Source organism: Singulisphaera chitinilytica (assembly GCF_049331405.1).
GTDB lineage: Bacteria > Planctomycetota > Planctomycetia > Isosphaerales > Isosphaeraceae > PoT.
Genome location: NZ_CP186276.1, coordinates 40734 through 54261 on the forward strand (window position 1 = coordinate 40734; position 13528 = coordinate 54261).

At 67.9% G+C, this 13528-nt stretch carries 9 protein-coding genes; 6 read left to right on the plus strand and 3 right to left on the minus strand.

What is annotated here, in order from left to right:
• Positions 1-40 precede the first annotated feature (40 nt).
• Both ACOYYX_RS39575 and ACOYYX_RS39580 read right to left on the minus strand, forming a co-directional pair.
• Positions 41-1342, minus strand: a complete 1302-nt coding sequence (locus tag ACOYYX_RS39575; RefSeq protein WP_422932112.1) for an acyltransferase family protein — start codon at positions 1340-1342, stop codon at positions 41-43.
• Between the two features lie 59 nt (positions 1343-1401).
• Complete coding sequence (locus ACOYYX_RS39580; protein WP_422932113.1) at positions 1402-2403, minus strand: DUF1559 domain-containing protein; 1002 nt, start codon at positions 2401-2403, stop codon at positions 1402-1404.
• A 301-nt stretch (positions 2404-2704) separates the two neighbouring features.
• On the opposite strand from ACOYYX_RS39580, the gene ACOYYX_RS39585 reads away from it, so the two are divergent.
• From ACOYYX_RS39585 to ACOYYX_RS39595, 3 genes are all read left to right on the plus strand, one after another.
• Positions 2705-2854: a hypothetical protein gene (locus tag ACOYYX_RS39585; RefSeq protein ID WP_422932114.1), complete on the plus strand. Its 150-nt coding sequence runs from the start codon at positions 2705-2707 to the stop codon at positions 2852-2854.
• Positions 2855-2961: 107 nt separating this feature from the next.
• Positions 2962-4056 carry a DUF1559 domain-containing protein gene (locus ACOYYX_RS39590; RefSeq protein ID WP_422932115.1) on the plus strand — a complete coding sequence of 365 codons (1095 nt, stop codon included), beginning with the start codon at positions 2962-2964 and terminating at the stop codon, positions 4054-4056.
• 377 nt (positions 4057-4433) lie between these two features.
• Entirely contained in the window at positions 4434-6056 is a 1623-nt protein-coding gene (locus ACOYYX_RS39595; RefSeq protein ID WP_422932116.1) for an arylsulfatase, read from the plus strand.
• Between the two features lie 212 nt (positions 6057-6268).
• Here the strand turns inward: ACOYYX_RS39595 and ACOYYX_RS39600 are convergent, their stop codons facing one another.
• Positions 6269-7888, minus strand: coding sequence for a TolC family protein (locus tag ACOYYX_RS39600; RefSeq protein ID WP_422932117.1), 1620 nt, complete (start codon positions 7886-7888; stop codon positions 6269-6271).
• Between the two features lie 204 nt (positions 7889-8092).
• Here ACOYYX_RS39600 and ACOYYX_RS39605 point away from each other — a divergent pair, with 204 nt between their 5' ends.
• The 3 genes from ACOYYX_RS39605 to ACOYYX_RS39615 all read left to right on the plus strand — a co-directional run bounded on the left by ACOYYX_RS39605 (position 8093) and on the right by ACOYYX_RS39615 (position 13522).
• A complete protein-coding gene (locus ACOYYX_RS39605) occupies positions 8093-9352 on the plus strand; it encodes an efflux RND transporter periplasmic adaptor subunit (RefSeq protein ID WP_422932118.1) in 1260 nt (419 codons plus the stop codon).
• A gap of 67 nt (positions 9353-9419) precedes the next feature.
• Positions 9420-12506, plus strand: a complete 3087-nt coding sequence (locus tag ACOYYX_RS39610; RefSeq protein ID WP_422932119.1) for an efflux RND transporter permease subunit — start codon at positions 9420-9422, stop codon at positions 12504-12506.
• A gap of 77 nt (positions 12507-12583) precedes the next feature.
• Positions 12584-13522: a hypothetical protein gene (locus ACOYYX_RS39615; RefSeq protein WP_422932120.1), complete on the plus strand. Its 939-nt coding sequence runs from the start codon at positions 12584-12586 to the stop codon at positions 13520-13522.
• Positions 13523-13528: the final 6 nt, after the last annotated feature.

A 13528-nucleotide genomic window follows, 5' to 3' on the forward strand; every position in this document is an offset into this window, starting at 1 on the left:
GCGCGGACAATTCACCCCCCGCCCGCCGAATCCCGCGGCTTCAAACCGGATCGCCCGCCACCCGAGAGGTCTCGGCTTCGCTGACTCGGCTCGCCGGGCTCGTCCCGCTCGACGCCGTCAGGACCTGCGGCACGAGGCCGAGGGCCCTGGCGGCTTGTTCCCGGCGGCGCAGGCGATCGATGAAGGGGCGCTGGATCAACTCGGCCCAGGCGACCGAGACGCCGAGGGTCCAGGCGATCATGCCGAGGAGCTGGGCCGTCGTGCCTCGCGACGACGACAGGAAGGCGATGCAGAACCAGACGCCCGCCGGCATCTGGAGGGCGAACAGGGAGAAGCTCGCCTCGGAGAGCCTGCCGAACGCCGGCCGCGCGAGGATCCGGGCCAGCAGCCCCCTACCACTGGCGAGGTCGGCGATGACGACGAGGAGCATGGGTGCGAGCAGCCCGTGCCGCAGGGCGACGTACGAGACGCTCGGGGCGAGGGAGAGATAGCCGACAATCGCCAGGGCGACGGCATCGCCGAGGGACGGGGCGAGTCGGCCGGTGGGCCGCGTTGGGGCCTCGCCCGTGTCGGCTCGCAGGGTGAATAGCCGTCCCAGCACGAGGCCCGAGAGGAATTGCGGGAGCCAGGTCAGAGGGTCGAACCGCAGGGCATTGAGCCAGGGGCCGCCGAGCGTGATCGAGGTGACGCTCCGGGCATCGCCGTAAGGATCGATGAGGAGGTACAGTCCCGCCGGCAGCCACGACAGGGCGACCAGCAGCATCAGCACGACGACCAGGCCGCGACGGTCCAGGCCCGACGTGACTTGCGCGAACAACGGCGTGGCGACGTAGAAGGCCGCGAAGGCCGAGAGTGCCCAGGCCGGGGCGTTCCACCAGAGGGCCAGCGAAGGGAACCAGGCCTGCGTCAGGGTCAAGCTCGTGGCCATCCCCGCCAGCGTCTCCAGGGCGGAAGGATGCTTGGCCGTGAATGGGAGCAAGGCCGGCGCGGGGATCAGCAGCAGCAGCGAGATGGCGTAGAGCGGGTAGAGCCTCAGGAGCCGGCCCTTCCAGAATTCCCGGGGCGTGGTCTTGAGCCGGCCCGACGCATCGAGATAGGCATATGCCAGCAGGAATCCGGAGAGCTGGAAGAAGAAGCCGGTGGAGACGTACCCCCGCCCGAGCAGATTGGCGGCCGGCGCCCCGAGACTCCCCAGCAGCGGGAAGGTCAGGACGCCGGCGTCGTTGGCCTGCTTCAGGTGGAAGAAATAGATGTGCAGCGCCGCGATGATGCGGACGCCCGCCAGGGAATGGAGCCTGGGCCTCGACGACGTCCGGCTCGATTGATTCCAGTGCGTTTTCATGGCATCAAATCCAACTGAGATCTCGCGGCCGGAGTCGTCCCGGGGCTCGATCGAATCGATCAATAAGCGTCGGCGCTGAGGACTTCGCCGCCGTTGCGCGTCGAGAGGGCCTGCCAGATCCCGAAGCGAGCGTTCCCGGTGAGCGAGTACAGCGGGGCCGAGTTCGGGCAACTCCCGTTGCCGGCGGCGGTCAGGCCGATCGGGATGCCGGTCGCCTGGTCGAAGGGGGCGGTGTTGATCGAGTCCTTGATGAATCGGACCGAGCCGTCGGCGAAGGCCGCGTTGACGCCGCCGGGATGGAAGCTCGAGGCGGCCGACTCGAAGGTGTCGATGGAGACCGTCGTCGTGTTGGTATCGCCGCCGAGCTTCGACTGCGGGTTGATCGGGTACAGGGTCGTGAACATCGTGTCGCCGTAGTTCCCCGAGGTCCACCAGCCGAAGAAGATCGCATCCTGGCCCCCGAGCTTGCCGTAGGCGCTCTCGGCCAATAGCAGGGTGTTGCTCGTGCCGTCGGTAATCGAGGCGAGGTTGTTGCTGCTGTAATAGTAGATCAGGCCGTTGGCCTCGGCCTTGGCGGCCGAGAAGGTCGGGTCGGTGGGATAGTCCTGCATCCCGGGGGCGAACCAGGTCCCCGCGTTGGCCTTGTAGCTGTTGTACTGCATCTTGCCGATGGTCGCGGTCCCTCCCAGGGCTGCAATAGCGGCGCCGACGTCCTGGCCCCCCGCGACCTTGCCGTCGCTCGGGCACCAGAGCGCCGAGATCCCGATCCCGTGGACCGTGGAGTTGCTCGGGTCGTACACGGTCACGGCGGAATTGAAGGCGTTGTAGATCTGCTTCTGCTCGATGTATGGGGTCAGGCTCACGAAGAAGCTCTGCTCGTGCGTGTTGCCACACGATGTGATGAGCGGGGGCTTGTGATAACTACCAAGCGGGAGAGTGGAGTTGGTATCGATGTAGTTGTGCAGCCCCAACGCCAACTGCTTGAGGTTGTTGGTGCACTGGGCCCGGCGAGCAATTAGATAGAGAAGAATCCATCCTCTATCCAGACTTTCCAGCGACATGGAGCCGGCTCGGTTACCCTTGCGAAATTAAGTGCATGGCGGCATCGGCCGGATCTTGGCCCAGGTTGATGCCGCCCGGACCTTCGGCACCTCAAGGCTCGTCGAGCATGATGTCAGAGATTGATGTCACAGAGACAATCATCTCTCACCTCGGCGTATCCGACTGAATATTAAGCCTTCATCTTGATTGTATCGATCAAGATGATTAAGATTCATCGCATCGCGGACCAAGGGGAGCCGGCTTCCCGACGAGGATCGAGCTGGCAGGCCTCCTTCTCGGCCCGTGAGACGAGTCCGGCGGATGCGTTCCGCCCCGGGATCGGGCGATCGCTCGGAGATGGGAGCGGGGCTCGCGTCGAGTTCGCTCGAGCATCGCCAGGGAAGCCGCCCGTGCAGGGCAGACCGCGACCACACCCCGTTCTCGGGCGGATCGTCGATGAAGGCGGGCTGAAGGGTCGATGCTCGACTCTTCGACCGGGCTCGCGCGCCTGCGGCGAATCGAGGCGAGAGAGGGACGCGTACTCGATCCGGTATTTTTCATTCAAGATTGAGGTGAACATGCGAAATCGAAGACGATTGGGGTTCACGCTGATCGAGCTGCTGGTGGTGATCGCGATCATCGCGGTCCTGATCGCCCTGCTGCTGCCGGCCGTCCAGGCGGCGCGCGAGGCCGCGCGTCGGGCCAAGTGCATCAACAACCTGAAGCAGATCGGGCTCGGCCTGCACAACTACGTCAGCACGAATGACACCTTCCCGCCGGGTGCGCTGATGACCTGGGATCCGGAGGCGTCCAAGACCATCATCAACGGGAGCTTCAGCGTCCATGTCCGGATCCTGCCCTACCTCGAGCAGCAGGCGCTTTACAATGCCGCGAACTTCACCGTCGACATCATCAATTCCGACGTCGGCGCGTACATGAACGGGACGGTCTCGCTGACCAGGCTCGACTCCTTCCTCTGCCCGTCGGACACGCCCCCCTCGTGGAACGGGACCGACGACATCCCGATGACCACGAACCGGGCGCCCGGCAATAGCTATTTCGCCTCGATCGGCGCGACCCTCGAGTGGGACGCGAGCCAGACCGGCGGCCCGCCCAACGGCCTCTTCGCGCTCGAGCGGACCAGCCGCCCCAAGTCGCTCGCGGACATCACCGACGGGACGAGCAACACCGCGGCCTTCGGCGAGTGGAGGATCGGCACGGGCAACATCAACGCGATCACGGTCCCCGGCGACACGGTGTTCGTCGGCTCCCTGCCCCTGGGGGTCACCCGCAACACCCCGACGGTCTCCGCCCCGACGATCGGCCCATTGCTCCCCGCCTGGATCGCCCAGTGCGTGTCGGTCGCGGGCAACTCCGCCAACCGGCACGTCAGGACCCCCGCCAACGGCGAGAACTGGTCGATCGCCCTGAACAACTACACGCTCGGCGGGTTCCTCCAGGCTCCCAACCAGCGGATCCCGAACTGCGTCGCCGCGGCCTCGGGCGTCAACGTCCCCGGCATGTGGAACCTGGGCAGCCGCCATCCCGGAGGCGCCAATATCCTCATCGGCGACGGCTCGGTGAAGTTCCTCAAGGACAGCACCAGCCAGACCGTCGTCTGGGCCCTCGGCACCCGCGCCCAGGGGGAGATCATCTCGTCGGACTCCTTCTGACTCGCCGAGGCCCGCCAGGCCGACTCGCCCGCCATTCCCCCCCGCTGGCGGTTCGGCGACTGCCCCCATCTCCCCGCCTTCGACGGACTGACGCCCTCGCCTGCTACGACATCAGGCCCGATAGCCGGGCGCAATCCGATAGCCCTGCGATGCGGGCCCCGGCCGCTCATCGATCGAGCATCGTCCCGCGATCCCGGCGGACACGAACGGGATCAAATGTTATAATATACGTTTTTTCACGATTAAAATCGAAGCGATTCTCGGATTGGCTCCGCCGAAACTTGACGTTGTCGATCGGATTTGCGAATTTAGAAATTCGGACGAGCGTATTCAATCGACGTCGTACCGGCCCCTCCGCCAACCTTCCGGACATGCACATGATCCACGGCCCGTCCCGATTTCTCCTCCTGGTCGCGCTCTCTGCGAGCGCGATCGCCACCGGCCCGACCGGCGCACGCGCCGACGCCGCGAGGCCGAAGCGGCCGAATGTGATCGTCATCCTCGCGGACGACCTGGGCTATTCGGACGTCGGTTGTTACGGAGGCGAGATCGCCACGCCGAACCTCGACCGCCTGGCCGCGGGGGGCCTGCGATTCACGCAGTTCTACAACACCGCCAGGTGCTGGCCTTCCCGCGCGGCGCTCCTGACGGGGTACTATGCCCAGCAGGTCAACCGCGACCCGGCCAGGAACCGGCCGAAGTGGGCCGCTCTGCTGCCGGAATTGCTGAAGCCCGCCGGATACCGGTCGTACTTCTCCGGCAAGTGGCACGTCGACGGGCCGATTCGCGCGGGAGGATTCTCGCGATCGTATGAGGTCGCGGACCTCGGAGACTTCTTCTCGCCGCCCGTCCATCGCCTGGACGATGAGGCCCTGCCCCGGCCTTCGCCCGACGCCGGCTACTACAGCACGACCGCCATCGCGACCCGCGCGGCGGAATGGCTGGCGGAGCACCAGAAGGACCATAGCGACGCCCCTTTCTTCCTCTACGTCCCCTTCACCACGCCGCACTTCCCCCTGCACGCGCTGCCCGAGGACATCGCCCGCTATCGAGACCGATACCTCGAGGGCTGGGACGTCGTGCGCCAACGGCGCTGGCGGAAGCAGAAGGAACTGGGCATCTACGACGGGCCGCTATCGAAACCGGACGCGGACAAGATCCCCAACTGGAACGTGAAGGAGGAGGACCTGCAACGGCGGATCGGCCCGGGCGAGGTCGGCCGCGCCGTCCCCTGGGATTCGCTCACGCCCGTTCAGAGGCGGTTCCAGGCGACCAAGATGGCCCTGCACGCGGCGATGGTCGACCGCATGGACCGCGAGATCGGCCGCATCCTCAACCAACTCAAGACCATGGGGGCGACGGACGACACGCTCATCCTCTTCATGTCGGACAACGGCGCCAGCGGCGAGCAGATGATCCGCGCCGGCGGCCACGACCCTTCGGCCGAGCCGGGCTCCAGGAAGTCGTATCTCTGCCTCGGCCCCGGCTGGTCCACGGCGAGCAACACGCCGTTCCGCCTGCACAAGTACTGGGTCCATGAGGGGGGGATCTCCACACCCCTGATCGCCCACTGGCCCGCAGGGATCAAGGCCCGAGGCGAGATTCGCCACACCCCCGCGCACCTCGTCGACCTCGTGCCCACCTTCCTGGAGCTGGCGGGCCTCACGCCGCCCGACTCCCACGGAGGCGAGCCTCGGCCCCCCCTCTCCGGGCGGAGCCTCCTGCCGGCCTTCGCCGCGGACGTGACGATCCCCCGCGATTTCCTCTACTTCAACCACGAAGGGAATCGCGCCCTGCGGGTCGGCGATCGCAAGATCGTCGCCGCCGGCGCGGAGTCGCCCTGGGAGCTGTACGACCTCGCGAACGACCGCGCGGAGTCGAACAACCTCGCCCCCCGCGAGCCCGCCGAGGTCGAGCGGCTCGCCACGACCTGGCGTCGCCTGACCGAGGAGTATCGCAAGCAGGCCGCGACCGCCGGCCCCGCCCCTTCGGCACGATGATTCGGGCCCGCCCGGCCCCTTGCGCCGACCGACGCGCCGATTCCATCATCGCATGCGAGCCTCTTCAACCCTCAGGGATCGCTTTCTCTCGTCAGGCAAGTCCATGTTGCAATGATCGCCATGAGGGCGACGCGTTGCCGACCCCCGCCGCGCAGGTCACGATCCGCCGGAGGAAGGGGCCGGGTGATGGGCCCGAGGAACGTTCGCGGCCATCAACGCGGGGGCGTGAAGGGGGAGCCGGTGCTCCCCGGGATGGGAGGGGGAGGCGCGGCGGCCGGCGCCGGAGGGGGAGCGACCCCTGCGGCGGCCTCCGTGGCCTGGAGGAGGCTCTGGATCATGCTCGGGACGCCGAGGGCCTGCATCAGGTCCGACTGGGCCTGGGTCGCGGCCCAGAGGGCGTCGAGCTGGGCATTCTCCAGCTGGATCAGGCGCTGGCGGGCCTGCTGGACGCGGGTCAGGTCGGTCTGGGCGGCCTCGAAGAGGCGCTCCAGGCTGGCGACGTCGACGGCGAGTTCCTTGGTCAGGCCCGACGAGTTGTTGACGAGCTCGCGCGCCCCGTTCCACTTGGCGACGGCCGCCCGGACTTGCGCGACCGCCCGCTGCTGGATCTGCTGGTAGGCGACCACCGCGCGACGCTCCTCGGCCTCGCGCTGATGGACGAGCGGACGACCCGTGTTGAGGGTCGGCAGGTTGAACGCGAGGTTGAAGCCGACGTACTGGATCCCCGCCTCATCCTGCACGTACTGGGGCCCGAAGATCGTCGTCGGGATCATGTCCCCCTTGGCCAGCTTCGTCGCCGACATCGCCCCCTCGATCGCCGCCTGGGCGACGTGGAGGTCAGGGCGACACGACAAGGCCGCCTGGATCATGGCCGGCTCGTCGAGCATGGGGATGCTGTCGATCAGGGTGAACTCCCCCTGGGGTTCCACCTCGGCGGCCGACTCGGCGACGCCGATCTGGTTGCGGAGGTCGGTGAGGGCGACCATGTAGTCCTGCCTCGCCGCCTTGGCCAGCTGGCGGTTGGCCCGGCTCTCCACCCTCGCCAGCGAGACGTCGGCGGCGAGCGCCTGGTTCGCCTCGAGGCGACGCTCGAGCGTCTTGAGGGCGCGTTCGTTGAAGTCGGCGAGCTGTTCGGCCACGCGGAGCTTCTCGCGGCGGTAGGTCGCCGTCTGGAAGAACCGGGCGGTCTGGACGAGGACGGTCAGCTCGGCCTGGACGACCTGCCACTGGACCTGCTTGTACGCCGCCTTGGCCATGCCGTAGCGGTGGGTCGTCTGGTGCCCGAGCTCGATCGGCTGGCGGATCGCGACGAGGAGATAGCCCTGCCCCGGGTGGTAGAAGTGCCCGCCGGTGTTCCCTGCGTTGCCGCCGCCGAACGGATCTCGGGGGATCTGCGTGATCGGGCGGTAGTCGATGAAGACAGTCGGATTCAGGGTCGTCGGGAAGCGCCGGGCGACCTCGACGGCCTCGGCCGACGCCTGCGCGGGGTTCCCCTGGCGGAGGGCCACGAGGTCAGGGTTGCTGGTCAGGGCGCCGGTGAGGGCCTGCTGGAGCGAGAGCGAGAGGTTGCCGGTCGAGGCGCTCGTCGCGTCAGCCCCGGGGCCGATCGGCATCCCCATGTCGGCGGGCGTCGCCTGGGTGCGTCGGAGCCGGGGGTCGGCCTGGGGCGTCGCCGGCTTCGGGATCCGACCCCGGGCCGAGGTCGACCCGAAGGAAGGGGCGGCGGGGGCTTGGTTGGCATGGGGGGATACGGCGGGGTTCGCCTTCGGCATGGCGATGTCCCCCGGGTCGGCCGCGAGAACCAGGGCGAGTAGGGCTATCGTCGGTTCCATAGGAGAAACGCATCCTGCATTTCGAAGGGACTGCAACCGTCCGTTTCCTACCACTCTTTTTCGGTCAGGTTGTTCCTTCTCAAATAGGGAGGATAGATAAGATCTATTTTAGATTGGGACACTTAACTAACAGGTTGCGAATCGTACAGCTAGTATTGGTGCGATTTCGGAGACGTCACGCCCGTTCTCGTGCCAGGAAAACGCATGGATAGGACCAGGCTCGATCGATTCCGATGGCCCGTCGCCCTGGGCATCGTCCTGACGATATCCGGATGCACGACCAAGCCGGCCACTCCCGCGTCCAAGCCGGCGAGCCCCGCCGCCGTGGCGAAGCTACCGGGAGAATCGGACCTGGTCGTCGTCACGCTCAAGCCCGAGGCCGAAGAACGCCTGAAGATTGCCACGGCGAAGATCGAGCGCAAGCCGATCTTGCGGGTCCTGACGATGGGAGGGGATGTCATCGTCCCCCCGGGGAGGTCGTCGATCGTCTCGGCGCCGCAGACTGGGACGCTCGTCGCCGCCGAGGGGGGGGTCGAGCCCGCTCCCGGGCAAGCGGTGAAGAAGGGGCAGCCGATCTTCACGCTCCTGCCGCTCCTCTCGGCCGACAGGGCCATCCTGAGCCCGGTCGAGCGCGTGAACTTCGAGGCGGCCAAGGCCGACGCCGAGGGCCAGCTCGAGGTGGCCCGGCCCCGGTTCGAGAACGCGAAGATGATCCTCGACCGCACCGAGAAGCTCGCCCAGACCCGCGACGTCCCCGCGTCGAACCTGGTCGACGTCCGCAACACCTACGACTCGGCGAAGGCCGCGCTCGAGGCGGCCGAGAAGCGCGTGGCGATCTTCCGCAAGACGATGGGGGATGGCTCCGAGGACGCCGGCAAGCTCGCCCCCCTGCCCCTCCGGGCGCCCGCCGACGGCGTCCTGATCAACGTGAATGTCCAGATCGGGCAGCAGGTCCCCTCCGGGAGCGTCCTGTTCGAGGTGGCCAAGCTCGACCCGATCTGCGTCAAGGTCCCTGTGTTCGTCGGCGAGGAGGAGACGATCGTCGCCGACCGAGAGGCCGCCGTCGGCGGCCTCGCCGACGCCCCCGGGCGCCCGACCCGCCCCGCGAAGCCGATCCACACGACTCCCTCCGCGAACCCGCTGGCCACGACCGTGGACCTCTATTACGAGGTCGCCAACCAGGACGGCCGGCTCAGGCCCGGCCAGAGGGTCGGCGTGACCCTCCCGCTGAAGGGGGAGTCGGAATCCGTCGTGGTCCCTTATGCGTCCATCCTCTACGACCTCAACGGCGGGGCCTGGGTCTATGAGAGCCTGGGCAAACACGCATACGCCAGGCGAAGGGTCGTCGTCGATCGCGTGGTGGGCGATGAGGCCGTGCTGGCCGTCGCCCCCAAACTCGGGACGTCCGTGGTGACGGACGGCGCGGCCGAGTTGTTCGGGACGGAGTTCGCCGGCGGCAAGTGAGGCGCGTTCCGGGTCCGGCGTCGGCTTATCGGAACCAAAGGGTCCCACCCAGACAGCAGGGGATGACATGAACTGGCTGGTGGTCACATCGCTCCGGCTCCGCGTGCTCGTGCTGGCGGCGTCGATCGTGCTCATGATCTACGGCGTGAGGGCGGCGAAGGACGCGCCCCTCGACGTCTTCCCCGAGTTCGCCCCCCCGCTCGTCGAGATCCAGACGGAAGCCCCGGGACTCTCGACCGAGGAGGTCGAGAGCCTGGTGAGTATCCCCCTGGAGAGCTCCCTGAACGGGACGACGGGGCTGAAGACCCTGCGGTCGAAGTCGGTCCTGGGGCTCTCGTCGGTCGTCCTGATCTTCCAGGAGGGGACCGACCTCATGACCGCGCGCCAGCTCGTCAACGAGCGGCTGACGATCGCGGCGTCGAGGCTCCCCGCGGTGGTCCGGCCCCCCGTGATCCTCTCGCCGCTCTCGAGCCTGAGCCGGGTGATGAAGATCGGCGTGACCTCGAAGACGCTGAGCCAGATGGACCTCTCCGAGCTGGCGAAGTGGACGATCCGCCCGCGCCTGATGTCGATCGCGGGGGTCGCCAACGTGGCGATCTGGGGCCAGCGAGACCGGCAATTCCAGGTGCTCATCGACCCCGAGCGGCTCAGGTCGGTCGGCGTGACGCTCGACCAGGTGAACAAGGCGGTCACCGACGCCGTCGCCGTGGCCGGCGGCGGCTTCGTCGACACGCCGAACCAGCGGATCGCCGTGCGCCACCGCTCCGCGATCGAGACGCCGAGCGACCTGCGCGAGGCCGTCGTCACCTTCCGCAACGGCGTCCCGATCCGCCTGGGCGAGCTCGCCGACGTCCGGATCGGCAGCCCTCCCCCGATCGGCGACGCCGTGATCAACAACGGCACCGGCCTGCTCCTGATCGTCGAGAAGCAGCCGCAGGGGAACTCGCTCGAGGTCACGCGCAACGTCGAGAAGGCCCTCGCGGGGCTCGACCTGAACAGCAAGGGGGTCGAGGTCGACTCCACGATCTTCAGGCCCGCGACGTTCATCGAGCGGTCGATCGCCAACCTCGGCCACGCCATGCTGGTGGGCTGCGGTCTCGTGATCGTGATCCTGGTGGCGTTCCTCTTCGACTGGAGGACGGCCCTCATCAGTCTCACGGCCATCCCGCTCTCGCTCGTGGCCGCGGGGATCGTCCTGAGGGCGGCGGGGGCGACGATCAACACGATGGTCCTGGCCGGCCTGGTGATCGCGATGGGCGAGGTCGTCGACGACGCGATCATCGACGTCGAGAACATCGTCCGCCGGCTCCGACAGAACCGCGCCGAGGGGGGGAGGCGATCGGCCTTCGACGTCGTGCTGGCGGCGTCGCTGGAAGTCCGCAGCGCGGTGGTCTACGCCACGCTGATCGTGATCCTGGTGTTCATCCCGATCCTCTTCCTCGAAGGGCTGACCGGCTCGTTCTTCCGCCCGCTGGCGATGGCCTACATCCTGGCCATCCTGGCCTCGCTGCTGGTCGCCCTGACCGTGACGCCCGCCCTCTCCCTGATGCTCCTCCCGGGCAAGGTCGACCGGCACCGCGTCTCCCCGCTGGTCCGTATCCTCCAGGCCGCCTACCGCGCCGTGCTGCCGCGCCTGATCCACAGGCCCTATGCGGCGGTCCTGGTGCTTTTGGCCGCGTTCGCCGGCAGCGGCTGGGCCATCGGCGGGCTGGGCGAGGAGCTCCTGCCGAACTTCAAGGAGACCGACTTCCTGATGCACTTCGTCGAGAAGCCGGGGACCTCGCTCGAGGCGATGCGGCGCATCACCGCCGACGCCAGCAAGGAGCTGATGTCGATCAAGGGGGTGAAGAACTTCGGCTCCCACATCGGCCGGGCCGAGGTGGCCGACGAGGTCGTCGGCCCCAACTTCACCGAGCTCTGGATCAGCATCGACGAGGACGTGCCCTACCAGGAGACCGTCAACAAGGTCGAGGCGGCCATCAACGGCTATCCGGGACTCACCCGAGACGTGCTGACCTACCTGCGCGAACGCATCAAGGAAGTGCTCACGGGTGCCGGGGCGACCATCGTCGTCCGGCTCTACGGCCCCGACATCGCCGTCCTGCGCTCCAAGGCCCAGGAAGTCTACGACGCCATCCACGACATGCCGGGCGTCGCGAACCTCAAGGTCGAGCAGCAGGTCCTCGTGCCGCAGCTCGACGTCCGGATCCGGCCCGCCGCCGCGGCCAGGCTCGGCCTGCTCCCGGGGGACATCCGACGCGCGGCGACCACGCTCGTCAAGGGGCAGAAGGTCGGCGAGCTCTACGACCAGCAGAAGGTCCTGGACGTCTTCCTCTGGGGCGTCGACAAGGTCCGCCACGACCCCAACGCCCTGCGGAACCTCCCCATCGAGACGCCCAGCGGGGGCCACGTCAAGCTCGGCGAGGTCGCCGACGTCGCGATCGTGCCGGCCCCCAACGTGATCACCCACGAGAACGCCTCGCGCAAGATCGACATCCAGTGCAACGTCACGGCCGATGCCGACCTCGGCCGGGTCGCCCGCGAGATCCAGGCGAAGGTCAAAGGACTCTCGTTCGGCCGCGAATACTTCCCCGAGTTCCTCGGCGAATACGCGGCGCGAGAGGCCGCCCGACAGCGCCTGCTCATGCTCGCGGCGATCTCCCTGGTCGGCGTCCTCCTCGTGATCCATTCCGACTTCAAGACGATCCGGCTCACGGCCCTCGTCCTCATCACCTTGCCGTTCGCCCTCATCGGCGGGGTCATGGGGGCAGTGATGGGGGGCGGCGTGCTCTCGCTCGGCTCGCTCGTGGGCTTCGTCACCGTGCTCGGGATCGCCGCCCGCAACGGGATCATGCTCGTGAGCCATTACCGGCACCTCGAGACGGAGGAAGGCATGGAGTTCGGACCGGAGCTCGTGCTCCGCGGCTCGATCGAGCGGCTCGCCCCGATCCTCATGACGGCGCTCGCCACCGGCCTCGCGCTCGTCCCCATCGCCTTCGGCGGCGACAAGCCCGGGCAGGAGATCGAGCACCCCATGGCCGTCGTCATCCTCGGCGGCCTGGTGACCTCGACGATCCTCAACCTCTTCCTGATGCCCTCGCTCTACCTCGCGTTCGGGCACTCTCGCGGAGGGGCGGGAGTCACGGCCGAGTAGACGGCCGCGGCAAAACGGGGCATACTGGCCCTGTCATCAGGGATGTGATCCGGCGGCTTCAAGGGACGAAGCATCTCATGCGGAAGCGCGAAGGACATCGACGGCCCGGTCCCGTCCTCGAGTTCCTGGAGGCACGTCCGCTCCTGAGCGGAAGCGTCCAGGCGCCGACGACGGCGGCCGTCGCCCTGATCGCCGGTGTCCTTCCCATCGCGTCGACGTCCTCGACAGCCCAATTCCAAAGCTCGCTGATCTCCGACCTCCGGAACGACGCCTCGACGCTCGCTTCTGAATCGGGATCGGCCGCGACCCATGACAATTCCCTGGCCGCGACCCTCGGCGACATCGAGGAAGATGTCAAGGCGCTCGAGGCCTACGAGCGCAGGCAACTCACGGCGGAGGACTCGGGGCGGAGCCTGGGTCAGGCCCCTCAGGGCGCGGGCTTCCCCTCCGGCGCCCTGTCGGAGGGCGAATCCTCCGGTGGCCATGACGACCGCGGCGGCCCCGCCGGCCGCTGGCCCACGAACCTGGGCACATCCCCGGCCGCCCCGAACACCTCCCGCAACGCTCGCCCGCCCGGTGATGCCCAGCCCGAGGCGTCGCCCAGGTTTGCCGTCCCGAGGCTGTTCGCCAACCTTTCGAACGGACAAGATCCTCGCATCAAAGGACCTATCGAGAAAACGATTGTGGAACCTCGATGCGGCGACCCCGCGCCGGGCGGAAGGGGGGCGACTCTCCCCCTCGGCGGCGCCGGATTGATCGCCGGGGTAGCCCCTTTCGAGTGGGCCTCGCTGCGGAAGATGCTCAGGAGGCATTTCGACCCCGGCGACGCCGGCGGGATCGGGCTGCTCGAGGGGCGGGCGCCCATGCTCGCCATTCGAGTCCTGCTGTCGGCGGCCCTCCTGGAGGCCGCGAACAGGTGGAGGAGGAGGGCCGGAGGCGACCGCGCGACGCCGAGGGGCCCGGGAAATCGATCGGAGATGAGCATCCCGGGGATCCCCGGGCTCCCGCGAACTTGACCCACG